This is a genomic window from Bradyrhizobium sp. S3.7.6, assembly GCF_054061875.1.
This window is the reverse complement of record NZ_JBSSEQ010000001.1, coordinates 8,565,912-8,590,046: the sequence shown is the minus strand read 5'-3', so window position 1 is coordinate 8,590,046 and position 24,135 is coordinate 8,565,912. Positions and strand designations below refer to the sequence as shown.

General features: G+C 65.0%; 25 protein-coding genes and 1 pseudogene. 8 read left to right on the top strand and 18 right to left on the bottom strand.

Annotation, left to right across the window (positions count from 1 at the left end; translation table 11 throughout):
• Positions 1–46 precede the first annotated feature (46 nt).
• Positions 47–1,019, bottom strand: a pseudogene (locus tag ACVJ5M_RS41465) (bifunctional riboflavin kinase/FAD synthetase).
• A gap of 231 nt (positions 1,020–1,250) precedes the next feature.
• Between ACVJ5M_RS41465 and ACVJ5M_RS41460 the strand changes: the two are divergent.
• The gene (locus tag ACVJ5M_RS41460; RefSeq protein ID WP_007596883.1) at positions 1,251–1,646 is read left to right on the top strand and encodes a response regulator; all 396 of its coding nucleotides are present in this window, start codon (positions 1,251–1,253) and stop codon (positions 1,644–1,646) included.
• A gap of 208 nt (positions 1,647–1,854) precedes the next feature.
• Here the strand turns inward: ACVJ5M_RS41460 and ACVJ5M_RS41455 are convergent, their stop codons facing one another.
• The 3 genes from ACVJ5M_RS41455 to ACVJ5M_RS41445 form a co-directional block, all read right to left on the bottom strand.
• On the bottom strand, positions 1,855–2,709 hold the full coding sequence (locus ACVJ5M_RS41455; protein WP_063985586.1) for a TIGR01459 family HAD-type hydrolase: 855 nt from the start codon (positions 2,707–2,709) through the stop codon (positions 1,855–1,857).
• Positions 2,710–2,724: 15 nt separating this feature from the next.
• The gene (locus tag ACVJ5M_RS41450; protein ID WP_063985585.1) at positions 2,725–4,200 is read right to left on the bottom strand and encodes an EAL domain-containing protein; all 1,476 of its coding nucleotides are present in this window, start codon (positions 4,198–4,200) and stop codon (positions 2,725–2,727) included.
• A gap of 230 nt (positions 4,201–4,430) precedes the next feature.
• Complete coding sequence (locus tag ACVJ5M_RS41445) at positions 4,431–5,993, bottom strand: winged helix-turn-helix domain-containing protein (RefSeq protein WP_063985584.1); 1,563 nt, start codon at positions 5,991–5,993, stop codon at positions 4,431–4,433.
• A gap of 119 nt (positions 5,994–6,112) precedes the next feature.
• Here ACVJ5M_RS41445 and ACVJ5M_RS41440 point away from each other — a divergent pair, with 119 nt between their 5' ends.
• Entirely contained in the window at positions 6,113–6,952 is an 840-nt protein-coding gene (locus tag ACVJ5M_RS41440) for a class I SAM-dependent methyltransferase (RefSeq protein ID WP_063985583.1), read from the top strand.
• 49 nt (positions 6,953–7,001) lie between these two features.
• Here the strand turns inward: ACVJ5M_RS41440 and ACVJ5M_RS41435 are convergent, their stop codons facing one another.
• From ACVJ5M_RS41435 to uvrC, 7 genes are all read right to left on the bottom strand, one after another.
• On the bottom strand, positions 7,002–8,132 hold the full coding sequence (locus ACVJ5M_RS41435; RefSeq protein ID WP_231143638.1) for a YihY/virulence factor BrkB family protein: 1,131 nt from the start codon (positions 8,130–8,132) through the stop codon (positions 7,002–7,004).
• Between the two features lies 1 nt (position 8,133).
• Positions 8,134–8,721, bottom strand: coding sequence for a phage holin family protein (locus tag ACVJ5M_RS41430; protein ID WP_063985582.1), 588 nt, complete (start codon positions 8,719–8,721; stop codon positions 8,134–8,136).
• A gap of 90 nt (positions 8,722–8,811) precedes the next feature.
• Positions 8,812–9,771, bottom strand: coding sequence for a 50S ribosomal protein L3 N(5)-glutamine methyltransferase (prmB, locus tag ACVJ5M_RS41425; RefSeq protein WP_063985581.1), 960 nt, complete (start codon positions 9,769–9,771; stop codon positions 8,812–8,814).
• On the bottom strand, positions 9,771–10,253 hold the full coding sequence (locus tag ACVJ5M_RS41420; protein ID WP_354099996.1) for a molybdenum cofactor biosynthesis protein MoaE: 483 nt from the start codon (positions 10,251–10,253) through the stop codon (positions 9,771–9,773). The genes prmB and ACVJ5M_RS41420 overlap by 1 nt, the downstream gene beginning before the upstream one ends.
• Positions 10,254–10,256: 3 nt before the next feature.
• On the bottom strand, positions 10,257–10,508 hold the full coding sequence (gene moaD / locus ACVJ5M_RS41415) for a molybdopterin converting factor subunit 1 (RefSeq protein WP_015688556.1): 252 nt from the start codon (positions 10,506–10,508) through the stop codon (positions 10,257–10,259).
• Positions 10,505–11,122, bottom strand: a complete 618-nt coding sequence (gene pgsA, locus ACVJ5M_RS41410; RefSeq protein WP_014491974.1) for a CDP-diacylglycerol--glycerol-3-phosphate 3-phosphatidyltransferase — start codon at positions 11,120–11,122, stop codon at positions 10,505–10,507. The genes moaD and pgsA overlap by 4 nt, the downstream gene beginning before the upstream one ends.
• A gap of 96 nt (positions 11,123–11,218) precedes the next feature.
• On the bottom strand, positions 11,219–13,282 hold the full coding sequence (gene uvrC, locus ACVJ5M_RS41405; RefSeq protein WP_085403343.1) for an excinuclease ABC subunit UvrC: 2,064 nt from the start codon (positions 13,280–13,282) through the stop codon (positions 11,219–11,221).
• A 249-nt stretch (positions 13,283–13,531) separates the two neighbouring features.
• On the opposite strand from uvrC, the gene ACVJ5M_RS41400 reads away from it, so the two are divergent.
• Positions 13,532–14,155, top strand: coding sequence for an outer membrane protein (locus ACVJ5M_RS41400; protein ID WP_014491976.1), 624 nt, complete (start codon positions 13,532–13,534; stop codon positions 14,153–14,155).
• Between the two features lie 85 nt (positions 14,156–14,240).
• Here the strand turns inward: ACVJ5M_RS41400 and ACVJ5M_RS41395 are convergent, their stop codons facing one another.
• From ACVJ5M_RS41395 to ACVJ5M_RS41380, 4 genes are all read right to left on the bottom strand, one after another.
• Entirely contained in the window at positions 14,241–14,456 is a 216-nt protein-coding gene (locus ACVJ5M_RS41395; RefSeq protein ID WP_063986700.1) for a cold-shock protein, read from the bottom strand.
• Between the two features lie 254 nt (positions 14,457–14,710).
• On the bottom strand, positions 14,711–15,571 hold the full coding sequence (locus ACVJ5M_RS41390; protein ID WP_063985579.1) for a 23S rRNA (adenine(2030)-N(6))-methyltransferase RlmJ: 861 nt from the start codon (positions 15,569–15,571) through the stop codon (positions 14,711–14,713).
• A 121-nt stretch (positions 15,572–15,692) separates the two neighbouring features.
• A complete protein-coding gene (locus ACVJ5M_RS41385) occupies positions 15,693–16,424 on the bottom strand; it encodes a ribonuclease T2 (protein ID WP_354099997.1) in 732 nt (243 codons plus the stop codon).
• A gap of 122 nt (positions 16,425–16,546) precedes the next feature.
• On the bottom strand, positions 16,547–17,008 hold the full coding sequence (locus ACVJ5M_RS41380; protein WP_063985577.1) for a hypothetical protein: 462 nt from the start codon (positions 17,006–17,008) through the stop codon (positions 16,547–16,549).
• A gap of 183 nt (positions 17,009–17,191) precedes the next feature.
• Between ACVJ5M_RS41380 and ACVJ5M_RS41375 the strand changes: the two genes are divergently transcribed.
• The 3 genes from ACVJ5M_RS41375 to ACVJ5M_RS41365 all read left to right on the top strand — a co-directional run bounded on the left by ACVJ5M_RS41375 (position 17,192) and on the right by ACVJ5M_RS41365 (position 19,210).
• The gene (locus ACVJ5M_RS41375; protein ID WP_063985576.1) at positions 17,192–17,485 is read left to right on the top strand and encodes a hypothetical protein; all 294 of its coding nucleotides are present in this window, start codon (positions 17,192–17,194) and stop codon (positions 17,483–17,485) included.
• A gap of 29 nt (positions 17,486–17,514) precedes the next feature.
• Positions 17,515–18,045: a DUF3617 domain-containing protein gene (locus ACVJ5M_RS41370; RefSeq protein ID WP_063985575.1), complete on the top strand. Its 531-nt coding sequence runs from the start codon at positions 17,515–17,517 to the stop codon at positions 18,043–18,045.
• Positions 18,046–18,250: 205 nt separating this feature from the next.
• The gene (locus tag ACVJ5M_RS41365; protein ID WP_166348444.1) at positions 18,251–19,210 is read left to right on the top strand and encodes an IS5 family transposase; all 960 of its coding nucleotides are present in this window, start codon (positions 18,251–18,253) and stop codon (positions 19,208–19,210) included.
• Positions 19,211–19,339: 129 nt separating this feature from the next.
• On the opposite strand, the gene ACVJ5M_RS41360 is transcribed toward ACVJ5M_RS41365, so the two are convergent.
• From ACVJ5M_RS41360 to ACVJ5M_RS41350, 3 genes are read right to left on the bottom strand one after another with little or no spacing between them, the layout of a single operon-like run.
• Entirely contained in the window at positions 19,340–20,728 is a 1,389-nt protein-coding gene (locus tag ACVJ5M_RS41360) for an ATP-binding protein (protein WP_063985574.1), read from the bottom strand.
• Positions 20,729–20,746: 18 nt separating this feature from the next.
• The gene (locus tag ACVJ5M_RS41355) at positions 20,747–21,478 is read right to left on the bottom strand and encodes a response regulator (protein WP_028169830.1); all 732 of its coding nucleotides are present in this window, start codon (positions 21,476–21,478) and stop codon (positions 20,747–20,749) included.
• The gene (locus ACVJ5M_RS41350; protein ID WP_063985573.1) at positions 21,475–22,017 is read right to left on the bottom strand and encodes a MarR family winged helix-turn-helix transcriptional regulator; all 543 of its coding nucleotides are present in this window, start codon (positions 22,015–22,017) and stop codon (positions 21,475–21,477) included. The genes ACVJ5M_RS41355 and ACVJ5M_RS41350 overlap by 4 nt, the downstream gene beginning before the upstream one ends.
• 336 nt (positions 22,018–22,353) lie before the next feature.
• Between ACVJ5M_RS41350 and ACVJ5M_RS41345 the strand changes: the two genes are divergently transcribed.
• Both ACVJ5M_RS41345 and ACVJ5M_RS41340 read left to right on the top strand, forming a co-directional pair.
• A complete protein-coding gene (locus tag ACVJ5M_RS41345) occupies positions 22,354–23,436 on the top strand; it encodes a branched-chain amino acid aminotransferase (RefSeq protein WP_063985572.1) in 1,083 nt (360 codons plus the stop codon).
• Positions 23,437–23,574: 138 nt separating this feature from the next.
• Positions 23,575–24,099 (top strand): YegJ family protein, encoded by a 525-nt coding sequence (locus ACVJ5M_RS41340; RefSeq protein WP_063986699.1) that lies wholly within the window; start codon positions 23,575–23,577, stop codon positions 24,097–24,099.
• Positions 24,100–24,135: the final 36 nt, after the last annotated feature.

Here is a 24,135-nt window from a genome sequence, read left to right as displayed (position 1 = left end):
CGCAAAAGGTAGAAGCGCAAAAGGTACGGCGGGCCGGATTTGGGCCTCAATCGATCACGCCAAGCCGCGGAAAACGCGTCCGGGGCGGCGGCCAGCACGGCGCGGGCGCGGGCGGAATCGTCGTCCATCTGGCGGATCAGGGCCTCCAGGCTGTCGAATTTCAGCTCCTCGCGGATGAAGCCGACGAAGGCGCAGTCGAGCGCTTGTCCGTAGAGGTCGCCCTTGAAGTCGAACAGGAAGATTTCCAGCAGCGGCGCACCATTATCAAAGGTCGGACGGCGGCCGAAGCTTGCCACCCCGTCCAGCCGCTCGGCGCCGCGGCTGACCCGCACCGCATAGATGCCGTGCTTGAGGCCACAATTGGCATCGAGGCGGATGTTGGCGGTGGGATAGCCGAGGTCGCGGCCGCGCTTCTCGCCGTGGATCACCTCGCCGGTGATGAACCAGGGCGCGCCCAGCATGGTGGTGGCCTCGTCAATGAGGCCCTCGGCGAGCGCGATCCGGATGGCGCTGGAGGAGACCGGCCGCTCGTCGATGTCGACATGGGCCTGCACGTCGACCTCGATGCCGAGCCGGGGCGCCTCGTTCACCAGGAGGCTCGGCGAGCCGACGCGACCCTTGCCGAAATGAAAGTCGTAGCCGACCGCGATGCCGCTGACGCCGAGGCGCCCGATCAGGTCATGGTGAATGAAGTCTTGCGCGCTGGTCCCGGCCCTGGCCTTGTCGAAGGTCATGACCACGGCGCCGGCGAGCCCGGTGCCGGCCAAAAGCCGCAGCTTGGCCGGCTCGTCCGTCAGGCGGAATTGCGGGGTGTTCGGGCTGAAAAACCGGCGCGGATGCGGCTCGAAGGTCAATGCCAGCGCAGGGCGGCCATGCGCCCGGCCCATTTCCAGCGCGGCTGCGATCACCGCGCGATGGCCGAGATGAACGCCGTCGAAATTGCCCATGGCGACCACGGCGCCCCTCAAAATCGCGGAATCCGGCGTTGTGTCGCGGATAACGGTAAAATGCGGGACCATCAGGGGAATTCTCGAAGCGGCAGGACCTGCGGACCGTGGCTTGACCGGCCGGACGAAGTCAAGCGGCAGGGAGAGCGGCCGCATTGAACGTGATTTCAGTCCTTCGGAGGCGCCCCCAGTTAACGCGCTGTTTAACGCCTTGGTGCTAGTCCTTGAATTGTGGAACAGCGGGGCTCCGGCCCCGGCGGGTCCGATCGTAATATTTCCTGGGTTTGCGTTGGGGGAGTCGAGATGGCGGTTGATTTGTCGATGTCGGTTCTGGTGGTTGATGACTACAGCACCATGATCCGTATCATCAGGAATCTCCTGAAGCAGCTTGGCTTCGAGAATATCGATGATGCAAGCGACGGTTCGGCGGCGCTGAACAAGATGCGTGGCAAGAAGTACGGGCTCGTGATTTCCGATTGGAACATGGAGCCGATGACGGGTTACGACCTGCTGCGCGAAGTGCGCGCGGATCCGAACCTCGCCACCACGCCTTTCATCATGATCACCGCGGAATCGAAGACCGAGAACGTGATCGCGGCCAAGAAGGCCGGCGTGAACAACTACATCGTCAAGCCGTTCAACGCGGCGACGCTGAAGACCAAGATCGAAGCGGTCTTCCCGGACATGGCGAGCGCGTAAGCGCGCTCTTCGCCGGACAATTATCTTCCATTTGGAACGTCGTGCCCGGGCTTGTCCCGGGCATCCGCGTTTGCGGGTGCCAAAAGCGTGGATGGCCGGGGCGTAGGTGCGCGCGAGCGCCGCCGTCCTTCGGCTGGCTATGCCCGGCCATGACGACGACCGGGGCTTAGCAATTCGTCTAAGCCGGCGTCGGTTCAAGCCGCAACCGTCACCACTTCAATTCGCGCATCAGCGCCTTCGGCGGGTGGCCGAACAACTCCATCACCGAATTCGGGTCGAGCTGGTCGAGGCCCTCGAACTCCTCGGCATGGATGCCGCGGGTGACGAACAGGCAGTCGATGCCGAATTCGCGCGCGCCGGTGAGGTCCGTGCGGACGGAATCGCCGATCGCCAGCACCTTTTTCCGGTCGATCATGTGACCCTGGCGTTCGCCGGCGAGCATCATCGCGCGCTCGTAGATCGGGCGATGCGGCTTGCCGTAGAAGATCACCTCGCCGCCGAGTTCGCGATAGAGTTCCGCGATCGCGCCGGCGCAATAGATCAGCCGGTCGCCGCGCTCCACCACGATATCGGGATTGGCGCAGACCAGCGTCAGCTTGCGCTCGCGCGCCTTCAGCATCATGCCGCGATAGTCTTCCGCCGTCTCGGTCTCGTCGTCATAGAGGCCGGTGCAGACGATGTAGTCGGCTTCTTCCAGCGGCGCGGTCGTCGCATCGAGGCCGCGATAGATCGAGTTGTCGCGCTCGGGTCCGAGCCAGAACATCTTGCGGCCGGGATGCTCGGCGACATAGAGCCGCGTCAGGTCGCCCGACGAGACGATCGCGTCATAGGTCTCGTCCGCGACGCCGAGCTTGCGCAATTGCCGTTGGACAGAGTCGGCCGGGCGCGGGGCATTGGTGATCAGGATCACCGTACCGCCGCGGCTGCGATAGGTGTGCAGCGCCTCGCAGGCCTCGGGGAAGGATTCCAGGCCGTTGTGAACCACGCCCCAGATGTCGCTGAGCACAACGTCAACGCCGCCCACGAGCTCGCGCAGGCTTTCGGCGAAATGCAGCGTGGTCATGATGCGTGCGGCCGATCAGATCCGGCGCGCGAGCGCCGCGTTGCCGGTGATACGCTGGGCTGGAGGCGCTGAAGACGTGGCGCCTGGGCTGGGAGAAGCGGAGCCATTGGATCCCTGAATTTCCTGCGCCGGGTTCGGCGAGGCCCCGCCGGTAGCAGATGCCCCTTCAGGCCGCAATGGCCGGGGTGGCGCGAACAGGAACCCCTGACCGAACCGCACGTCAAAGTCGAGCAAATCGACCACTGCGCGCTCGCCCTCGATCCGTTCGGCGATCAGGTCGATGCCGAAGCGGCCGAGCAGGTCGGAGAGGTCGGAAGGGTGGATGTCCGAGGTCGAGGCCTGCCTGGGGTCGAGCAGGAGGGACGCCGGCACCTTGATGAAGCGCACGCCGCGATCGGCGAGCTCGCGCGGCTCGATCCTGAGGTCAGTGACATGGTCGATCGAGAAGCGGAAACCGCGCTGGGCGAGCGCCGCGAGGTTCTCGGTCTCGGCCGGGCCGAGATTGCGGAAGGTCGACTGCTTGAACTCCAGCACCAGCGAGGGCGCCAGCGCCCGGTTGGCTTCGAGGAAGTCGAGGCACTGCGCGAAGGTGGTGGAATTGCCGAGCGTGGAGGCCGCGACGTTGCAGAACACGCCGACATCCTTGTTGCGCACCATCAGGCGCCGCAGCACCTGCACACAGCGCAGCATCACCATGTTGTCGATGCGTCCGATCAGACCCGAGGCTTCGGCGATGCTGATGAATTCCTCGGCGGCGATCAGCTGGTCGCGCTCGTCGCGCAGGCGCGTCACGGCTTCGTAGAACCGCACCTTGCGCTGCGGCAGCGTCACCATCGGCTGGAGGAAGATGTCGATGCGGTTCTCGTCGATGGCGTTGCGCAGTGTCGCCAGTAACTGGGTCGGGTTGCGGCCATTGGCCGTCTGAACCGGAACGGCGGTGTGGGTCTGGATCGCCGGTGTTGGCCGCGGCGGCGGTGCGGGCAGCGGCGGAGGGGCGGCCGGCCGCTCCTCGAAGGCCGCAATCAGGTCGAGAGGCGCCTCCGGCTCTGGCCGGGCGACCGGAGCGGGGGCGGGGGTCGGCGCGGCCCCGGCCAACAGGTCTTCATGGGCTGACACGGTGGTGGCGAGCTGCCTGACCAGCCCACCGAGCTCGTTGATCTCGCCGACCACTGACTGGATGCGGTCGGAGTTGGTCGAATTGGCCGAGGCGATGCGCCCCTCCATCGCCGCGAGCCGGCGGCCGAACTCGGCGACCTGGCGGGCGAGGTCGGCGGTGCCGCGCGAGAGGTCGGCGATCTGGCCGCCGACGTCACTGCGATCGCGCAGCCGCATCGAGACCGCGTTGTAGAGGATCAGGAAGGTCAGCGCGGTCAGCGCCACGATGGCGGATTCGGTTCCGCTGATGCCGGCGACCGAGTAGAGGACAAGCCCGAGCGAGGCCGCGACCAGAACCATGCAGATGGCGATGAAGATCGTCGAAATGCGAATCATGCCGCGCGTTACGCCTCAAAGAGCTGACTGCCTCATCCGGGAAAACACGGGTCAGTGTGCGAACCCGTCACGCCTCATGCTCCCCCAAGCAGGGCGACCTTAACATCATTGTTGATTCGAGGGGATAGCGGCCTGTTCGCGGCGCCGGAGCATGATCCGGAAAGTGTGCAACGGTTTTCCCCCGCGACAAACGCGGAACGCGTTTGTCGCGGAGATCATGCCCAGACAGTCTAGGTCAGGCCGGCCCGGCGAAAGGCTTCGAGGTAGTGCTCGCGGTCGGCGGCGAGCTTGATCGGCATGAACTCGGCGATCCAGGCGAGCGAGACGTTGGGCTGGGCACGCTGGAGTTCCTTCAGCGCCGCGCGGGCGGTCTCGGTTTGCCCGGCCATCGCCGCGGCCGCGGTCAGCACCCGGTGCCCGCCGACGAAGTCACTGCGCTGGCGCAGGGCCTCCTGCGCGAGCCGGATCGCTTCCGCATAGTCCCTGCCGAGGAAGCGGGCAAAGGCGGCGATGCCGAAATAGACGGGTGCATAGGGGTCGCGCGGGCTGAGGCGGATCGCCCGCCGCGCGGCGTCGTCGGCATCCCGCCAGCGGCCGCAATAGCTGAGCGTCAGGCCATAATAGCCCTGCGCCAGCGCAAAGTTCGGATTGAGCCGTAGCGCGGTCTCGAATTCGGCAAGCGAATCCTCGAACCGGCGTGCGAACAGATCGACATGGCCGAGCGCATTATGCGCCCAGGCATCCTGGTCGTCGGCGCGGATCGCGGCCCGCGCCGCGCGCTCGGCCACCGGCAGCGCGGCGGCCATCTCCATCCAGCCCATATGCGCCGTGAACATGTAGCTGGTGCCGAGCAGCCCGAGTGCCTTGCCGTAGTTCGGGTCGAGCGCGATGGCCTTTTCGAGCAGGGCTCGCGCCGCGACGTGGTCCTGCCGCGTTACGCGCCAGTAATGGGAGAGGGCGCGCATCAGAAGGTCCCAGGCGTCCAGGCTGTCGGGCGGCTTGCGCTCGGCGCGAAAATTCTCCGCGGCATAGAGCTGCGGCTCGATCGCGGCGACGATGCGTTCGGTGATCTCGTCCTGTACGGCGAAGACGTCGGCGAGCTCGCGGTCGTAGCGTTCGGCCCAGAGATGGCTGCCGGTGGCGACATCGTTGAGCTGCGCGGTGATGCGGACGCGATCGCCCTCCTTGCGGACGCTGCCCTCGACGACATAGCGCACGCCGAGCTCCTCGGCGACCTGCCGCAGGTGAACCGTGCGGCCCTTGTAGATGAAGGAGGAGTTGCGCGCGATCACGAAGAACCAGCGCAGCTTCGACAGCGCGGTGATGATGTCCTCGCTGATGCCGTCGGAGAAATAATCCTGCTCGGCCTCGCCGCTCATGTTGGTGAAGGGCAGGACGGCAATTGCGGGACGATCGGGCAGCGGCAATTCCGTCGGTGTTGGGTCGGGCGGCTTGCCCGGCGCCGACGATGAGGCTGCGGCGGAGCGTTCGGTCACTGCGCCGACGAACCGCACGCCCTTGCGCGCGACTGTGCGGATCAGCCGCTGATCTTCTCCATTGTCATTGACCGCGCGCCGCGCCGCGTTGATCCGACTGGTCAGCGTCGATTCCGAGACGACGCGGCCATTCCAGATCGCGTCGAGCATGTTGTCCCGCGTCACCACGCGCTCGCGGTTGCGGACCAGATAAAGCAGGAGATCGAACACCTGGGGCTCGAGCCCGACGAGCGTCTCTGCCCACCGCAATTCGCGGCGTGCGGGGTCGAGCACGAAATCCTCGAAATGAAATGTCACGCCGCCCTCGGCTCCAGCGGGAAATCAAGGTGTTCTCAGCGTAAAATAACGCCACTCTCAAGGCCAGCGAGCCGCATGCGCCCTATCGTCCCGGCGTCTTCAACCGCAGGAGAATTGCCATGTCGACGTCCGCCGCGCTCAAGCCGGCCCTCGCCCAACCAGATCTCGCCGCCGTCAAGCAGCGCCAGCACAGCGCCTGGTCGTCCGGCGACTATGCCATTGTCGGCACCACCTTGCAGATCGTCGGCGAGCAGCTCTGCGAGGCGCTCGACTTGCGTGCCGGCAGCAAGGTGCTTGATGTCGCCGCCGGCAACGGCAATGCGACGCTGGCCGCCGCGCGGCGCTGGTGCGACGTCACATCGACCGACTATGTTCCAGCGTTGCTCAAGCGGGGACGCGAACGGGCCGCGGCGGAGCATTTGATGGTCGAATTCCGTGAAGCGGATGCCGAAGCGCTGCCGTTTGCGGATGCCAGCTACGACGTCGTGCTCTCGACCTTCGGTGTCATGTTCACGCCGGATCAGGACAAGGCGGCGTCCGAGCTCGCGCGGGTCTGCAAGTCCGGCGGCAAGATCGGCCTCGCCAACTGGACGCCCCAGGGCTTCATCGGTCAGCTCTTCAAGACCATCGGCAGGCATTTGCCGCCGCCGGCGGGCGTGAAGTCGCCGGCCTTGTGGGGCACGCCGGCACGGCTTGAGGAGATGTTCGGCAGCCAAGCCTCCGAGATCGCCGCCGAGCCGCGCATGTTCGCCTTCCGCTATCGCTCTCCGGAGCACTGGCTCGAGGTTTTCAAATCCTATTACGGGCCGATGCTGAAAGCGTTCGTGGCGCTGGAGGAGACCGGCCAGGCCGCGCTGCGGCGCGATCTCATGGCGCTGCTCGGCGAATTCAACCGTGCCGACGACGGTACGGTGGTGGTGCATAGCGAGTATCTGGAGGTCGTGATCAGCAAGCGCTGAATTGCCGTCGTGATCCGGTCAGGCCGAGCCCCGGCCTGACCGCCGGCAATCAGGATGGCGCGGCGGCGCCGACCGTGTCGGCCGAGACGGCCTCGCGGGTGCCGAGCGGCTTGGGCGGTCCGGTGGTCGTATCCCGAAGGGTCTGCCGCTCGATCTCCGAGTTCAGCTCGGCCCCGAACATGATGACGATCGCCGACATCCACATCCACATCATCAAGCCGATCGCCGCGCCGAGCGAGCCGTAGGTCGCGTTGTAATTGGCGAATTCCGAGAGATACCAGGACAGGAGCGCCGAGCCGGCGATCCAGAGGATGGCGGCCGTCACCGCGCCGAGGCTCAGCCATTGCCAGCGCGGCGCGTCGCGGCTCGGTGCGAAGCGGTAGAGGACGGCAAGCGCCGCCAGCAGGATGACGAACAGCACCGGCCATCGCGCGAGAGCGACGATCAGCCTGCTTTCCGGCGCGATGCCGAGATGGTTGAGCGCGAGCGGGAAGGCGACCACGGTGCCCACCATCAGCAGCAGCGCCGCGATGCTGCCGACGGTGAAAGCCAACGACACCGTGTTCAGCCGGACGAAGCTGCGCTTTTCGCGCTCCTCATAGGCGACGTTGAGGGCATCGAAGATGGCTTTGACGCCCGCATTGGCGCTCCAGATCGCGAGCAAGAGGCCAAACAGGAAGGTGACGCCCAGGGCGGTATTGCCGTTGGACACCACGCGCGCGACCTGGTCCTCGACGATCTGGAACGCGCCCTCGGGCAGCAGCATCGCGAGCGAATGCAGGTTGGAACTGATCGTCGAGGGATCCGCGAACAGGCCGTAGGATGAGACCAGCGCGGTCACGGCGGGAAAGATCGCGAGCAGCCCGAAGAAGACGACGCCGCCCGCAGTCGCGAGCAGGCGATCGTCGTCGATGCGCTGATAGGTGCGCCAGAAGATGTCTTTCCAGCCCGCCCACGGGATCGCGAAAGGGCTTTTCGCGTGCCGGCCGTGGCCAAGCTGCATCGCCGCGCCGGCCGGGCTCGTTTCCGGCGAGTTTGCTTCATTATTGCGATGGTCTTGCGGAGGCCCCGGCCGGATGGGGCCGGACTCCTGAAAGTAGCGTTCCGCGGACAGCACGAAGACGGCCGTGGCGGCGACCAGCAACCAACTGTCGAGGTGCTCGGTGCGCCGCGCGCGCATTTCAAGCGTCCAATCTGTGGCCGTGTCGCCGCCGCCGTGCGGCCGTGAAGCCCAGCAGCCCGACGGCTGCGAGCATCAGACCTAGCTGCACGGGCCGGTTGGTCCGAGCCGACACGGCGTTGCCGCCACGGCCACGTTCGCCCGGTGCGGGCGACACCAGCGGAATCGTCGTTGCGACCTCTTTCACCGCCTGCTTGACCGTTCCGCGCGGGATCCGCGGGGTGGCGATCGCAACGCGCATACGGCTGGCAAGCGGCACGATCGGCTTGTCCCGACGCTTCATTTGGGCCTGAGCCAGGCCGGCGCAGGATACGGCCAGCACCAGGAGCACGGCCGCGACGGCACCGAAGCCCCAGAATTGTCCGTGGGTGATTGCGACCCAACGATAAAGGGCGATCAGGCCGACAAAGAGGGTGGCGATCAGGAACAGCCCGGCCATTGCGAACAGTCCTGCCGCGACCGCATAGGACGTCGCGCGGCCCGTGGCCTGATTGGTGCGGTCGCGCAAGTACGATCGCGCGGCGCGCTTGAGGTGATTGATCTTGAGCGCCATGCCGGCGCGCAGCAGTTCGCCCGATGGCGCGAGCATGCGGACATCCTCCGAGAACGAAAAAATCGTCGGGGGATGAACGTGGCGGAATTTGACTTGTTCCGCGCGGAGCGCGGGTGCCGGGACGGATCAGCCGAGATCGGCGGCCGCGATCCAGAACACCTCGCCCTCGGATTCCTCGGTGTCGAGCCAGAGCAGCGGCAGTTCCGGAAAGGCCTCGTCGACCAGTTCGCGGCCGCGGCCGATCTCGCAGATCAAGCCGCCATCCGGCGTCAGGTGATCGGGCGCATCGCGCAAGATCCGGCGCACCACGTCGAGACCGTCGGCGCCGCCGTCAAAGGCGAGCTTCGGCTCGGCGCGGCACTCCGGCGGCAGCGCCGCCATGCCTTCGGCATCGACGTAGGGCGGGTTGGTGATGATCAGGTCGTATCTGTTGTCGCCGAGCGGGGCGAACAGGTCGCCGCGATGCAGGCTGATCCGGTCATCGAGCCCGAATTCGCCGACATTTCGTGTGGCGACTTCGAGCGCGCCCTTGGAGATGTCGACGGCATCAACGGTGGCATTCGGGAAATGATGCGCGGCAAGGATGGCGAGACATCCCGAGCCCGTGCAGAGATCGAGCACACGTTCGACGGCCGTGGGGTCGTCGATCAGCGAGCCCGCCTCGCCGTCGCCGCCGAAATGCGACTCCAGCAGCTCGCCGATGAAGGAGCGCGGAACGATGACGCGCTCGTCGACATAGAAGGGCAGGCCGCGCATGTAGATCTTGTTGACGAGATAGGCGGTCGGTTTGCGCGTGGTGACGCGCTGATGGATGAGGTCGACGATGGTCTTGCCTTCCGCCGACGTGACGCAGGCATGGGCAAAGATCTCGAACTGGTCGGGATGCAGATGCAGGGCTTCGCAGACCAGGAAGGCTGCTTCCGCGACCGGATCGGTCGTGCCATGGGCAAAGGCGAGCTTCGCCTCGGTGAAGCGGCTCACGGCGTAGCGCACGAAATCGATCAGCGTGAGCAACTCGCCGCGGCCGACCTTCGCGAGCTTTGGCGCGGCGCGGCCGCGCGTGGTCTTCTTGGATGCTTGTGCCATCAGGATCGGGTCCAGCGTGCGGCGGCCTCGTCGTCACGGGCGTGGGCTTCGACCCAGCCGGTACCGGTGGCGCTCTCTTCCTTCTTCCAGAACGGGGCGCTGGTCTTGAGATAATCCATCAGGAACTCGGCCGCCTGGAACGCCGCCTGGCGGTGCTGCGACGCCGTGAGCACCAGCACGATATTCTGCCCGGGCATGAACCGCCCGACGCGATGAATGATGGTGACGCCGTTCAGCGGCCAGCGCGATGTAGCTTCGTCGGCATGGCGCTTGATCTCTTCTTCCGCCATGCCGGGATAATGTTCGAGCGTGAGGGCGGCGATCTTCGCGCTGTTCTCGTCGCCGCGGCAGATGCCGGAAAAGCTTACGACCGCGCCGATGTCGGTGCGGCTCCCGGTCAGGATCGCGATCTCGCGCGCGATGTCGAAATCGTCCTGCTGGATGCGGATGGCGACGGGGCAGGGGCCGGCGGGGGAGGTCATGGCCTAGCCGCCGGTCATCGGCGGGAAAAACGCGATCTCGCGGGCGCCCGCGATCGCGGCGTCCGATTTGACATGGGCATGATCGATCGCGGTGCGGATCACCTTCGGCTTCTCGAAGGCGTAGGCATAGGCCTCGCTCCGGCCGGACAGCCAGGCGATCAGCTCCTCGACGGTGCGCACGGTCGCCGGCGGCTCGATGGTCTCCTCGGCCTTGCCGACGCGCTCGCGCACCCAGGCGAAGTACTTCACCTTCATGCCTCATCCTCCTTGATGAGGTGATGGATGCCGGCGCGGAAATAGTCGTAGCCCGTGTATATGGTGAGGATCGCCGAGGCCCAGAGCAGCGCCAGCCCGATCATCGAGACCACGGGCACCACCTCATCGCCGGCCGGGCCAGCGAGCAGGAAGCCGATGGCGATGAGCTGAACGGTCGTCTTCCACTTCGCAAGCTTTGTCACGGGAACGCTCACCCGCAACGCCGCGAGATATTCGCGCAGGCCCGAGACCAGGATCTCGCGGCACAGGATCACGATGGCGGCCCATAGCGACCAGCCATGGATGATGCCGTCGGCGGCGAGCATCAGCAGGCAGGAGGCCACCAGCAGCTTGTCGGCGATCGGATCGAGCATCCGGCCGAACGCCGATTGCTGATTCCAGATCCGCGCGTAATAGCCGTCGAGGTAATCGGTCACTGCCGCCGCGATAAAGATGGCGACCGCGACCCACCGCAGCCACAGCGGCTGATCCAGAATCGACTGTGCATAGATGCACCCGACCACGACCGGGATCGCGGCGATCCGGCCATAGGTCAGGATGTTCGGGAGGGACATCGCGCGGCTGGTCGTCCCTCGTGTCGTGGCGATGTTCATCCGTCCTACCAATACCGCTCGTGCCTGAAGGTCAACCGTCCCGCTCCCCAAATGAGGTGCAGCATGCGACGACCATATGACCGCGGCCCCCTTAGTTCACCCCGGCTGGGGATGGAAATAGTCGAAAATCCTGCGGGCGCTCTCGGCGCTCACCCCCGGAACCTTGCCGAGATCGGCGATCGAGGCCCGCTCGATCTCCTTCAGGGTTCCGAAATGGTGCAGCAAGGCACGTTTGCGTGACGGGCCGATGCCCGGAATCTCCTGCAAACCGGCCTCGCGGATGTCCTTCTTGCGCAGCTTGCGGTGCGAGCCGATGACGAAGCGGTGGGCCTCGTCGCGCAGGCGCTGGATGAAATAAAGCACGGGATCGCGCGGCTCCAGCTTGATCGCCTCGCGCTCCGGCATGAACAGGGTTTCGCGGCCGGCATCCCGGTCCGGTCCCTTGGCGACCGACATCAGCGACACCTGGGTCAGGCCGAGATTCGTAAAGATCTCCCGGACGGCGTTGAGCTGGCCGCGACCGCCGTCGATGATCACGAGGTCGGGCCATTGCGGGAAGTCGTCGTCCTTGGCCTTGCCGGCGGCGTCCTCGGGCGGATTGATCAGGCGCTTGAAGCGGCGCTCCAGCACCTCTTTCATCATGCCATAATCGTCGCCCGGCGTGAGCCCTTCCGACTTGATGTTGAACTTGCGGTACTGGTTCTTCACGAAACCATCGGGCCCGGCGACGATCATGGCGCCGACCGCATTGGTGCCCTGGATGTGGCTGTTGTCGTAGACCTCGATGCGCTTGGGCGAATGCGGCAGGCTCAGCGTCGTGGCCATGGCGTCGAGCAGGCGGCTCTGTGTCGCGGTGTCCGCGAGCTTGCGGCCCAACGCCTCGCGCGCATTGGTCAGCGCGTGGGCGACCAGCTCCTTCTTCTCGCCGCGCTTGGGCGCCGTGACCTCGATCTTGTGGCCGGCCTTGATCGACAGCGCATTGGCGAGCAGCTCGCTTTCCTCGATCTCGTGCGAGAGCAGGATGTTCTTCGGCGGCGGCTTGTCGTCGTAGAACTGGGCGAGGAAGGACCCCAGCACTTCCTCCGGCGTATAGGTCTTCTCTGCGCGCGGGAAATAGGCGCGGTTGCCCCAGTTCTGTCCGGTGCGGAAGAAGAACACTTCGACGCAGGAGAAGCCGCCCTCCTGGTGGATGGCGAACACGTCGGCTTCTTCCACCGTGCGCGGATTGATGCCCTGCTGCGACTGGATCGCCGACAGCGCGGCGAGGCGGTCGCGGTAGAGTGCCGCGGTCTCGAATTCGAGCTCGCCGGAGGCCTTCTCCATCTCGCCGGCAAGCTCCTGCTTCACCGCTTGGCTCTTGCCGGAGAGGAAGTCTGTCGCCTCGCGCACCAGCGTCGTATAGCCGGGGAAATCGATCTCGCGGGTACAGGGGCCGGCGCAGCGACGGATCTGGTAGAGCAGGCAGGGCCGCGAGCGGCTCTCGAAGAAGGAATCGGTGCAGGAGCGGATCAGGAACGCGCGCTGCAAGGCGGTGATGGTGCGGTTGACCGCACCGGCGGAAGCGAACGGGCCGAAATAGCGGCCGGGCCGCGACTGCGCACCACGATGCTTGAGGATCTGCGGCGCCCAATGGTCGCCGGTGATCAGGATGTAGGGAAACGACTTGTCGTCGCGCAGCTGCACGTTGAAGCGCGGCCGGAGCTGCTTGATGAGATTGGCTTCCAGCAGCAGCGCTTCGGTCTCGGTGTTGGTCGAGACGATCTCCACGGTCACCGTGGCTGCGATCATGCGCAGGATGCGCGCCGGTTGCGGCGCGCTCTGGCGCGCATAGTTCGACAGGCGCTTTTTGACGTTCTTGGCCTTGCCGACATAGAGCACGTCGGCATTGGCGCTGAGCATGCGATAGACGCCCGGCGAGGTGGGCGCGAGGCGGACCGCGCGCTCGATCGCTTCATGGCCGGTCGCCAGCGGCTCTTCGCCGACCGCGCCGCTCTCCTCCAGGATGTCAGGCAGCAGCGCGTCGTCCTCGTCCTCGCCAGCGGTGGTGGCGGGATCGAGGTCCGGCGGCGCCAGGCTCTCCGGCGGGGCGTCGGCCGTCGTGCCGCGCGGAGATTTGCGCGCGCGTGCGTCGTCCGGATTGTCGGTGGAATCGTGAGCCATGATGCGAATTTAAGCGCTGGGGGTGCCGATTTGAAGTTCCAGCCTTGCGGCACACACAGGATGGCGGCGCGGTTCCGGGTAACACTTGCTTAAGCCTGTTAAGAGCGTGGTAACCCGGCTTAACAGGCCTTTAACTTAAAACTCTCGATAAATCTTACGCGAAAAAGAGGAGGTTCCGTAACCATGCGATTTTGCCTTGCGCGGCGGCGCAGGCATCGCGGGGGGCGGCCGTTGCGTTGGAGAGTACCGATGAGGGGGTTCGTTGTAGGCGCAGCCGTGTTGGTTGCAGCCGGCTGGACAGCTTCGGCAGAGGCCGCCGATCTCAATTACGGGCAGGGTGCGCCCTACACCGTCAATCAGCCGCTCAATGCCTATAGTTGGGCCGGTCCGTATCTCGGTGCCAATCTCGGCTATGAGTGGGGCTCGGTGAGTAACTCGCCCGTCAAGCCCTCCGGTTTCGTCGGCGGTGTACAGGCCGGCTACAATTTCCAGAACGGTCCATGGGTGTTCGGCGTCGAGGGCGATATCCAGGCCGCGGGCGCTGATGACACCTTCGCGCCGTGGAAGTTCTCCAACCCCTGGTTCGGCACGCTGCGCGGCCGTGCGGGCTATGCCTTCAGCAACGTGCTGTTCTACGGCACCGCCGGCCTCGCCTTCGGCGAACTGCGCGCGCAGACATTCGGCTGGACGGAGTCGCACACCACCGCAGGCTGGACCATCGGTGCCGGCGCGGAAGTCGGCTTCGCGCCGAACTGGAGCGCCAAGCTCGAATATCTCTACATCGATCTGTCGACGAGCCAGTTCGCAATTACCGGCGTGTCAAACGGCTATAGCGCCAGCGTTGTGCGCGCAGGCGTGAACTATCACTTCTGATAGTTGAAGAAGAAAATACCGGACAACAGCCTCCCGGCCGCTCGCGGCCGGGATTTTTTTCGCCAGGTGTTCGCTCGAAAACGCTCTAGGAGACGATGACCAAATTGACTGCCTTTGGTCCCTTCCCCTTCTTGTCCGGCTCGACTTCAAAAGTAATGCGCTGTCCTTCGGCGAGATCTTTCAGTCCCGCCCGCTCCACAGCAGTAATGTGCACGAAGACGTCGCGCCCGCCGTCGTCGGGCTTGATGAAACCGTAGCCGCGCTCGCCGTTAAAAAACTTGACCGTTCCCGTCATGGCCATCGGGAAACTCCCCCTCATTGCTCCTCCGTCGCGACGCAGACTCACGTCACGACATGACCGGGCCTTACGAAGCCCGGGAGCTGGCCATCCTTGGGCGGACCTTTCTTTCGGTCCGATCGGATCTTTCTTAGGCCTTCACTCCGCCGCAACCATTCGCGGAAGCGGAACGTAAAGCCAGTCACGGAAACAGCATAATACGGTTCTCTGCAGATTGACTACCGCTCCTGCATCTTTTTCCCAAGAATGCCGGGGTGTTACGGTCTCGGCACCTCTAATCGGAATCTGGCAGCTCCGCCCTGTCCGAGCGGTATCTCCAGCTCGGGCAGGATCGTCTTGAGCTCGCCATGCAGCGTGTACGGCGGATTGACGATCAACAATCCGGCGGAGGTGAGGGCGGCGCCATCAAGCTGCGGCGCGACACTGAATTCGAGACGCAGACATTTTCCTGGCGGTTTTGCTGCGGCTGCGAGCCGCGCCACTGATTGCACCAGCGTGTCGGTGGCGCGCCGGCTCTTGGCCGGATACCAGATTACATAGATACCGGTCGGCCATTTGGTGAAAGCCGCCGCGAAGGCGTCGCCGAGCTTTTCGAACTCGTCTTTCGCCTCGAACGGCGGGTCGATCAGCACGAGCCCGCGCCGTTCCTTCGGTGGCACGAAGGCCGGCAGCGCGACCCAGCCGTCGAGATCGACCACGCGCGCCTGTTCGTCGCGGCGCAGCACACCGATCAGCGCCTTGCGCGCCTTCGGCTCGAGCTCGCAGGCAACGAGGCGGTCCTGCGGCCGCAGCAGGCCGCGCGTGATCAGCGGCGAACCCGGATAGGCCTTGAGCTCGCCCTTCGGATTGTAGGCGCGAACGATGTCGAGATAGGGCTTGGCCAGCGCCACGGCGTCGTTCGACAGGCGCGCCTGCATCAGCCGCGCGATGCCGGTCAGCCATTCGCCGCTACGGCGCGCCTCGTCGCTTTCGAGATCGTAGAGGCCAGCGCCGGCATGGGTGTCGATGACACGGAATGCCCCCGGCTTGTCCTGGAGGTAAGTAATGATGCGCGCGAGCACGATGTGCTTGATGACATCGGCGAAGTTTCCGGCGTGGAAGGCGTGACGGTAGTTCATGAGACAGGACTACGCTACGTCACGGCTTGAGCAAAGCGGGATGCGCGCCTGTGCCGGCATGGGCCCCGAATCTGCAGCGCACCGCCGAACCGGCGCTGCGTCCGGGGCACAAACACTTGGACTAGCCACCTCTGATCGGCGGCATCGTCACCTGGTCGCGGCGGCAGGCGCGGCGCTCGATCTCCTCGCAGGCCCGGAATTGCAGGTCCTTGCTGAGGCAGATGCGGACCTCGGAGAGCCGGGTCCGATTGCAGGTGACCGAGATGGCCGCGTTGCTCAGGCCCGCATTGGCCTTGATGAAGGCTTCCTCCACCTCGCCCGGCGCCACGGTCTTGGCCTGCGACAGTTCGAGATATTCCGCCGGGATCTTGATCGCGGCGCGCGCCTTTCGGATCGTCTCGAAATAATTGCGGCTGTCGAGCCCGGAGCAGGTGCCGTGCTTGTCCCACTCGTTGAAGATCAGCCCCGGCGCCGGCATCAAATCGAGCATCGAAGAGACGATGTTGCGGTTCAGGCGTGGCGACGGCCGCTGGCAATATTCAGGGAAGCCATTCTCATATTGCGGCCACAGCCCGTGCACCACGAACGCGTAGGGCCGCCCGCTGCACTGCATCTGCGAGCGACCACCGCCGCCGCCGCCGCCGCCGCCGCGGTTGCGCTCGGACGCCTCCTCGCAGAACGAGGGCGACCATGACAGCGACAGCATATAGAAGTCGAATTCGCCGGGCGCGTTCTGCCGTTTGTCCTGGGCCTTCGCGCCGCCCGGCAGCGCGACCAGCCCGGCGGCCAGAACCAGGGGGAGGGTCAGTGAGATCACGAGACGGGTGAACGAACGCAATCTAAAATGAAACATGGCGACGCCCCTCAACTAGACTGTGCAATCAGCCTAACAGGCAACAAGAACATTTCAAGAACAAAATTCGGGCCGGCCCGTCAGGCGCCTGATCAGTCCGATTCAGGCCTTTCGATCGAGGCTCAGGGCCTGGCGGCGCGGCAGGACGGATTGTAGGCCCAGTTGCGGTCAAGCCCGACCACGCACCATTCCACACCATTGCCGTAGCCGGAGAAGCCGCCATCCTCGATGATCGAGAAATGCACCTTGCGCACCTTGCCGTCATTGAGCATGGCGTCGCCGGTGCAATAGCGGCGCGGAATGTTGTCGGACTGCCAGGGCCGGAACGCGATCTCGTGAACGGCGGCGAAGCCGGTGATCTTCAACGAGGAATTCCAGAACGAGCTTTCCTTCTCCCAGAACTGGGTGGCGATGGTCGGCAGCGCCCTCTCGCAATCGACGACGGCGCCGTCATAGCGCGGCCCGTTCAGCCAGAAGTTCAGCTCCAGCGGATTGGCGGCCCTGGCCTCACCGAGCGACAGCGCTCCGAACATGAGGCCAAGCAAGGTGGCAAAGCGGAGCGATTTCAGGGGGAGGGCGCGCATGGGCAATCCGGACAGCTGGGTCTTGCGAAGGATGGACGGTGCCGCGAAGGCCGGGGCAGGTCAAGTGCAGCGCGGCAACACTTGGCCAAGAGTTGACCCCAACCTCGCAGCCGGCGGGGCATCAGTTCTTTTCATGGACCTCCCGGCACCGTAAACTGGCGCCAACCAATTGGAGTGACGGGAATGCGAATCATTGCGGCCGCGGGCTTTCTTGCCCTGGGTATGATGGCCAGCCAGTCGGCACGCGCCGATCTCCTTCCGGTGCCTCCGTTCAAGGGCAACGACACCGGCGGCATCATCGCTTATTCGCTGGCGACCCAGGCGGATGCGCGGCAGGTCGCGGTCGATCACTGCGCGCGCTACGGCAAGGTCGTGAAATTCCTCGCGGTGCAGGCCTTTGAGGGCGGCTACATCTCGTTCTCCTGCCGTTGGGTGCCCTATGGCGCTGCCCAACAGCCGATCCGCACGCTGTACTGAGGCGCTTTCGGAACGTCGGGAGCTTCCACATGACGCGCAAGCTCGCTTTGCTCGGCTCGGCCCTTTGTCTTGTGGTGTCGGCAGGCAGCGCCAGCGCCGACGATCTGCCGGTGCGCAAGGCCGGTCTCTGGGAAATGAAGATGGTCAGGACCGGCACGCCCATGCCCGAGATGACCATGCAGCACTGCACCGACGAGACCGTCGACAAGGAGATGAACAACAACGTCTCCCCGATGGCCAAGCAGATCTGCGCCAAGCAGGACATCAAGAAGACCGCGACCGGCTATGTCAGCGATTCCGAGTGCAACGTCGCCGGCATCAGCACGACCTCGCATGCCGAGATCACCGGCGATTTCAACTCGGCCTATACGGTGAAGACCTCGTCGCACGCGCAAGGCGGCGCCGCCGGCGCAGCAGGCCGCGACACCACGATGCAGCTCGAAGCCAAGTGGCTGGGGGCCTGCAAGCCCGACCAGAAGCCCGGTGACATCGTGATGCCCGGCGGCTTCAAGATGAACGTGCGCGACATGGACAAGCTGAAGGCGCTGTTGCCGAAGTAGGTTTGTCTTCCCTCTCCCCTTGTGGGAGAGGGTGGCTCGCCGCGTAGCGGCGAGACGGGTGAGGGGTCTCCGCGCGTGACTCTCTTACTTCTGAATTCGCGGAAACAACCCCTCATCCGGCGCTTCGCGCCACCTTCTCCCACAAGGGGCCTGTTGCGTAATTCGTCAATTGTGATTCCCTAGGGCAAAGCCTTGGAGGGTAGCGATGGCGGTCAAGCGGACGGGACAGCCGAGCTTTGTGGAAGCGCTGATGCCGAAGGGGGCCGGCGCCAATGCGGCGCTGGATCGGCTGGCTGGCCTGGTCAAGTGGTACCGGTTCGAGAAGCTGATCGGCCATTTGCGGGATGAAGGGAGCCCCGGTCGACCAGGCTATCCGGTGCTGGTGCTGTTTCGTGCTGTGCTGTTGCAGTCGCTGTATGGTCTTTCGGAGCGCGAACTCGAGGAAGCGCTGGGCGACCGGTTGTCGTTCAAGCGCTTCGTCGGTTTGAGCCTTGAGGATGCGACGCCCGACCATACGGTCCTGAACCGCTTTCGGAACCAGCTTGTCGAACAAGGCCTGCTGGAGAAGCTGTTTGGTGAGCTGGATCGTCAGCTTGAGAATGCCGGCGTCATCCTCAAGCGCGGCACGATGCTGGATGCGACCTTGATCCAGGCGGTGTCGGCTCCTCCGAAGGAGGATCGCCCCTCAAACGATCCCGACGCCCGCTTCACCAAGCGGCAAGGCAAGAGCGGCACGACGTTCGGTTACAAGGCCCATGTCGGTGTCGACGAAGGATCCGGCTTGATCCGCACGGTACTGACCACACCGGCCAACATCAACGACACGACACCGGCGGACGCTTTGATCCGCGGCGATGAAGCTGCGGTGTGGGCCGATGCGGCTTACGACACCCATGCCCGACGGGCCCGGCTGAAGGCGGAGGGCAAGAAACCCCGCATTGCTCGTCGGCCCAACCGGCATCACCCGGAGTTGCCGCCGAGGCTCAAACGCTACAACCTCCTCATCGCGCGCCGCCGAGCCCAGGTCGAGACCACCTTCGCTACTCTCAAACGCCGCATGCGGCTGACCTGCATCCGCTACGTCGGTCTGATCAAGGCGACCGGGCAAGTTCTGCTCGCCTCAATCGCCTTCAACATGAGGCGGTGGGCCACGATCGCCGCGTGAGCTGCCCGCTGAGGGCAACAACTACAGATCTTCGCAGGCATTGCCAGGACCAAGGCCTTCTCTCCTGACGTCTTCAGCCTCAAAAGCCGATAACGCAACAGGCCCACAAGGGGAGAAGGAAGAGCAAAGCTACACCGGTATCCTGACGCTCGCCCTTAATCCCCCCATCGGGCTGTCGCCGAGGGTGATGTCGCCGCCATGCGAGCGCGCGATGTCGCGGGCGATGGCTAGCCCCAAGCCCGTGCCGCCTTCGTCCTGGTTGCGGGCGTTGTCGAGACGGAGGAACGGCTTGAACACCTCTTCGCGCAAGTGCGCGGGAATGCCGGGGCCGTCGTCCTCGACCGTGACGGTCAAATAACGGTGATCGCGCTGGCCGCTGATGGCGATGCTCTTGCCGTAGCGCGCCGCGTTGGTGACGAGGTTGGCGAGGCAGCGCTTGAACGAGGCCGGCTTCACGGTCACCACGGGCAGGCCGTGGAACGCGACGGTCGCGGTGTGGCCGTGGCGCTCGGCGTCGCTGCGCAGTTCCTCGAGCGCCTGCGCCATGTCGGTCGGCTGCGATTGCTCGCCGGAATCGCCGCGGGCAAATGCAAGGTAGTCCTCCAGCATCATCGACATCTCGTCGACGTCCTTGCGCATGCCTTCGAGCTCTGGGTTGTCGCCAATCAGCGCCAGCTCGAGCTTGAACCGGGTCAGGATGGTGCGCAGATCGTGGCTGACGCCGGCTAGCATCGCGGTGCGCTGCTCCATCGTGCGCTCGATGCGTGACTTCATCTCGAGGAAGGCGACCGCCGCGCGCCGTACCTCGCGCGCGCCGCGCGGCCTGAAGTTCGGCGCCTCGCGGCCCTTGCCGAAACTTTCGGCGGCGTCCGCCAGCCGCAGGATCGGTTTGATCTGGTTGCGTAGGAACAGCACCGCGACGATCAGGAGGATCGAGGACGTGCCGACCATCCAGAACAGGAAGATCTCCGAGTTCGAGGCATAGGCGGCGCTACGCTGCGCGAACACGCGCATCACGGCATCGTCGAGCTGGATGCGGATCTCGACGAGGTTGGAGCGGCCGACGGTGTCGATCCAGAACGAGCGTCCGATCTGGCGGCCGAGTTGCACCGACAGCGTCTGGTCGAGCAGCGAGAAGAACGGCTTTGGCCCCGGCGGCGGCATGTCACCGGCAGGCAGGAAGTCCACCACGAGGCCGAGGCGCTGCTGGGCGATGCGGCGGATCTCGTTGCGGTCCTTGTCCTGCGGATAGCCCTTGTAGACGTCGATCAGCGCGGCGATGTCCTGCACGACGGCAGCCGACAGGCGGCGCGTCACCGTGTTCCAGTGCCGCTCCATGAACACGAAGGCGACGACCGATTGCAGGATCACCATCGGTACGATCATGATGAGGAGCGCGCGCGCATAGAGGCCGGTCGGCATCCAGCCCTTGAACGCGTTGCCCATCCAGCCATTGGCGGCAGAGACGCGGCCGGCGGCGCTCTTCAACAGCGTCAGGCCGGTATCGATCGTGCTCATCGGTCGCGCTTCACTGCTTTATGGCGAGGCCACCAGGCGGTAGCCGATGCCGCGCACCGCCTGGAGGAACAGCGGATTGGCGGGGTCGGTCTCGATCTTGCGCCTGAGGCGGTTGATCTGCACGTCGACGGCGCGCTCGTTGACGCTGCCATTGCCGGTGAGCGCGCTGCGCGGCACGGTCTCGCCCGGGGTCTCCGAGAGAATCCGCAGCATCTCGCGCTCGCGGTCGGTGAGGTGAATGACTTCCTCGCCCTGGCGCAGCTCGCCGCGATCGAGATGGTAGACGTAAGGGCCGAACGCGATCTTCTCCACCGCGGCGGTTTGCGGCGGCGGTGCGGCGCGCTTGAGGATGTTGTTGATGCGCAGCGCAAGCTCGCGCGGCTCGAACGGTTTTGCCACGTAATCGTCGGCCCCGATCTGCAGGCCCTCGATGCGGGCTTCGGCCTCGTGCCGCGCCGTCAGCATCACGATCGGCACCGAGGATGAGGTCCGGATGAAGCGGGCGAGATCGAAGCCGGTCTCGCCGGGCATCATGACGTCGAGGATCAGGAGATCGAAATGCAGGCCCATGAGCTTCGAGCGTGCATCGCCGGCGCTTGCGGCGGTGGTGACGCGATAACCTTCGCTGGCGAGGAAGCGCGACAACAGATCGCGGATGCGGCGGTCGTCGTCGACCAGCAGCAGATGCGGCGCATCGTCGGCCGGTTCTACCGGCGGGCGGGCGAGCGTGGCAGCGAACGGCACGTTCACTCCTTTCCGTCCTGATTGACGTTGGCGAAGATCGTCTCCAGCACCTTGTCCGGATCGTCGCGGTCGATCATCGCGCGCAGGAAACGCTTGACGGTATCGGCATCCTGCGGCGCCAGCTCGGCGAGCGCCTTGGTGATCCGCGTGGTCTGGAGCCCGGCGAGCTTCTGCACCAGCGCCTCGCCCTTCGGCGTCGCGTAGAGCAGGCGCTGGCGGCGGTCATTGTCGCCGGTCTTCTGCACGATATAGCCCTCGTCCAGGAGCTGCTTGAGCACGCGGCCGAGCGACTGCTTGGTGATGCGCAGGACATCGAGCAGGTCGGCGACCTTGAGGCCGGGATAACGATAGACGAAATGCATGACCCGGTGGTGGGCCCGGCCGAAGCCGAAAGCCTCCAGCTCCTGGTCGGGATCGCCGACGAAATCACGATAGGCGAAGAACAGCAGTTCGATGATATCCCAGCGCAAATTGCCTCCATCGCCTGCGGCCGGCCGCGGCTCGGCTGCGTCTTGAGAGGGAGTTGCGAAATTTATGTCAGGCATATTGACGTATCTTGGGTTCAATGTTACAAAACGATCAGCCCGCACGAAATTTTAGATCGCTTCGCGTCGGGTGGCAGTTCTAGGAGCGGCCGGAGAGAGCCGGACAGGCGGCGACGGCCGAAGCAGATCTACCGTGCGATTGTCGAGCGGCATTTCGGCAAAACATACTGGACTTCCGCCTTCCGCAAAAGCATGTCCTCGGCGACATGCTGGCCACGGAAACCGGCCGTAACAAGGCTGGCGGCGGTCCAGCCACAACCTAATCAAGCCAGCCGGGCCCAAACAGGGCAGGCGGGCGCCAGAACAGCGCCGCTACCGGCAGCGGGAGGCAAGGACATGAGTATGAAATTCGACATCCAGCCCGCATCCAATCCGACATCCGAGAAGGACCGCGTCGCCAAGCTGGTGGATCCCGGCTTCGGTCGGGTTTTCACCGATCACATGGCGATCGTCCGCTACAACCAGGCCAAGGGCGGCTGGTACGAAGCACGCATCGAGGCGCGCGCCAACTTCCAGCTCGATCCGGCCGGCGCGGTCCTGCACTACGCGCAGGAAATCTTCGAAGGCCTCAAGGCCTACAAGCGTGACGACGGCGGCGTGAACCTGTTCCGCCCCGACGCCAATGCGCGGCGCTTCAAGGACTCCGCCGACCGCATGGCGATGGCGCAGCTGCCCGAGGACGTCTTCATCGAGGCGGTCGAGCAGGTCGTGCGCATCGATCGCGCCTGGATGCCGGGCGGCGAGGGCAGCCTTTATCTGCGCCCCTTCATGATCGCGAGCGAGACCTTCCTCGGCGTCAAGCCGTCGTCCGAATACATCTTCGCGGTGATCGCTTCGCCGGTTGGCTCCTATTTCAAGGGCGGACCTGCGCCGGTCTCGATCTGGGTCTCGGAGAACTACACCCGTGCCGCGATCGGCGGCACCGGCGCCGTCAAGTGCGGCGGCAATTATGCCGCGAGCCTGCGTGCGCAGGCCGAAGCGATCCAGCACGGTTGCGATCAGGTCGTCTTCCTCGACGCGGTCGAGCGCCGCTACATCGAGGAGCTCGGCGGCATGAACGTCTTCTTCGTGTTCGAGGACGGCTCGCTCTCGACGCCGCCGCTCGGCACGATCCTGCCCGGCATCACCCGCGACTCCATCATCGCGCTCGCGAAGGATGCCGGCAAGACGGTGCGCGAGGAGCCGTACTCGCTCGACCAGTGGCGCAAGGATGCGGCGAGCGGCAAGCTGAAGGAAGCGTTCGCCTGCGGCACCGCTGCCGTGATCTCGCCGATCGGCAAGGTGCGCTCGGTGAGCGGCGATTTCGAGATCAGCGGCGGCGCCGCCGGCCCCGTCGCCACAGGCCTGCGCAAGCAGCTCATCGACATCCAGTACGGCCGCACCAACGATCCGCACAACTGGATCCGCAAGGTGTTTTGATCGACGGCGATTACGTTTCCCCTCTCGCACAAGGGAGAGGGGAAACGCGCAACGTTTGTGGCTTATTGCGCACTGAACGTGCTGCTGCCGACACGCGACAAAGCCAGGAGACATCGAAGCATCCTGGACATCGCGAACATGGCAACAAAACTCTCCCAGCCCATGAAATGGGTCGTTCTCGCCGCAATCACCGGCGTCAGCGTTCTCGGCATCCTGACCATCGGGCCCATGCCGGAGGTCGTCGCACAAGACCGCTCGCCGATCGTCGACGTGCGCACCACCGATCCCGAGATGAACACCGCGATCGCGCGCGCTCGCGGCACGCTTCCCACCTTCTGGGCGTCCTATGACGCGCCAAAGCCGTCGGAGACCGGGCACGCCTTGAAGGTGCGCTTTTCGACCCGCAGGGGCGGAGAGCATATCTGGATCGGCGACGTGAAGAAGCTGCCGAACGGTACCTATTCGGGCCTCTTCGCCAACGAGCCGCGCGATCTGCCGGGCAAGCGGGCCGGCGACGCGGTCAAGTTCAGCGAAGCCGACATTTCAGACTGGATGTTCATGCGCAACGGCAAGATCGTCGGCGGCGAAACCATCAAGCCGACGCTGAAGTCGCTGCCAAAGGCGGACGCCGATGCCCTGAGGGCGCGGATGGAGCAGCCGTAGATTCTCTTCCCCTCTCCCCGCAAGCGGGGCGAGGTA

Excerpts from the sequence above, each read along its gene's own strand:
- ACVJ5M_RS41450 (WP_063985585.1), bottom strand. The coding sequence starts at position 4,200 with ATGATTCGCATTTCGACGATCTTCATCGCCATCTGCATGGTTCTGGTC.
- ACVJ5M_RS41390 (WP_063985579.1), bottom strand. The coding sequence starts at position 15,571 with ATGAACTACCGTCACGCCTTCCACGCCGGAAACTTCGCCGATGTCATC.
- ACVJ5M_RS41345 (WP_063985572.1), top strand. The coding sequence starts at position 22,354 with ATGAGTATGAAATTCGACATCCAGCCCGCATCCAATCCGACATCCGAG.
- ACVJ5M_RS41400 (WP_014491976.1), top strand. The coding sequence starts at position 13,532 with ATGAGGGGGTTCGTTGTAGGCGCAGCCGTGTTGGTTGCAGCCGGCTGG.
- ACVJ5M_RS41435 (WP_231143638.1), bottom strand. The coding sequence starts at position 8,132 with ATGCGCGCGCGGCGCACCGAGCACCTCGACAGTTGGTTGCTGGTCGCC.
- ACVJ5M_RS41370 (WP_063985575.1), top strand. The coding sequence starts at position 17,515 with ATGACGCGCAAGCTCGCTTTGCTCGGCTCGGCCCTTTGTCTTGTGGTG.
- ACVJ5M_RS41380 (WP_063985577.1), bottom strand. The coding sequence starts at position 17,008 with ATGCGCGCCCTCCCCCTGAAATCGCTCCGCTTTGCCACCTTGCTTGGC.
- ACVJ5M_RS41375 (WP_063985576.1), top strand. The coding sequence starts at position 17,192 with ATGCGAATCATTGCGGCCGCGGGCTTTCTTGCCCTGGGTATGATGGCC.
- pgsA (WP_014491974.1), bottom strand. The coding sequence starts at position 11,122 with ATGAACATCGCCACGACACGAGGGACGACCAGCCGCGCGATGTCCCTC.
- ACVJ5M_RS41455 (WP_063985586.1), bottom strand. The coding sequence starts at position 2,709 with ATGACCACGCTGCATTTCGCCGAAAGCCTGCGCGAGCTCGTGGGCGGC.
- ACVJ5M_RS41395 (WP_063986700.1), bottom strand. The coding sequence starts at position 14,456 with ATGGCCATGACGGGAACGGTCAAGTTTTTTAACGGCGAGCGCGGCTAC.
- ACVJ5M_RS41420 (WP_354099996.1), bottom strand. The coding sequence starts at position 10,253 with ATGACCTCCCCCGCCGGCCCCTGCCCCGTCGCCATCCGCATCCAGCAG.
- ACVJ5M_RS41340 (WP_063986699.1), top strand. The coding sequence starts at position 23,575 with ATGGCAACAAAACTCTCCCAGCCCATGAAATGGGTCGTTCTCGCCGCA.
- ACVJ5M_RS41385 (WP_354099997.1), bottom strand. The coding sequence starts at position 16,424 with ATGTTTCATTTTAGATTGCGTTCGTTCACCCGTCTCGTGATCTCACTG.
- ACVJ5M_RS41350 (WP_063985573.1), bottom strand. The coding sequence starts at position 22,017 with ATGCCTGACATAAATTTCGCAACTCCCTCTCAAGACGCAGCCGAGCCG.
- uvrC (WP_085403343.1), bottom strand. The coding sequence starts at position 13,282 with ATGGCTCACGATTCCACCGACAATCCGGACGACGCACGCGCGCGCAAA.
- prmB (WP_063985581.1), bottom strand. The coding sequence starts at position 9,771 with ATGGCACAAGCATCCAAGAAGACCACGCGCGGCCGCGCCGCGCCAAAG.
- ACVJ5M_RS41430 (WP_063985582.1), bottom strand. The coding sequence starts at position 8,721 with ATGCTCGCGCCATCGGGCGAACTGCTGCGCGCCGGCATGGCGCTCAAG.
- ACVJ5M_RS41440 (WP_063985583.1), top strand. The coding sequence starts at position 6,113 with ATGTCGACGTCCGCCGCGCTCAAGCCGGCCCTCGCCCAACCAGATCTC.
- ACVJ5M_RS41460 (WP_007596883.1), top strand. The coding sequence starts at position 1,251 with ATGGCGGTTGATTTGTCGATGTCGGTTCTGGTGGTTGATGACTACAGC.
- ACVJ5M_RS41360 (WP_063985574.1), bottom strand. The coding sequence starts at position 20,728 with ATGAGCACGATCGATACCGGCCTGACGCTGTTGAAGAGCGCCGCCGGC.
- moaD (WP_015688556.1), bottom strand. The coding sequence starts at position 10,508 with ATGAAGGTGAAGTACTTCGCCTGGGTGCGCGAGCGCGTCGGCAAGGCC.
- ACVJ5M_RS41365 (WP_166348444.1), top strand. The coding sequence starts at position 18,251 with ATGGCGGTCAAGCGGACGGGACAGCCGAGCTTTGTGGAAGCGCTGATG.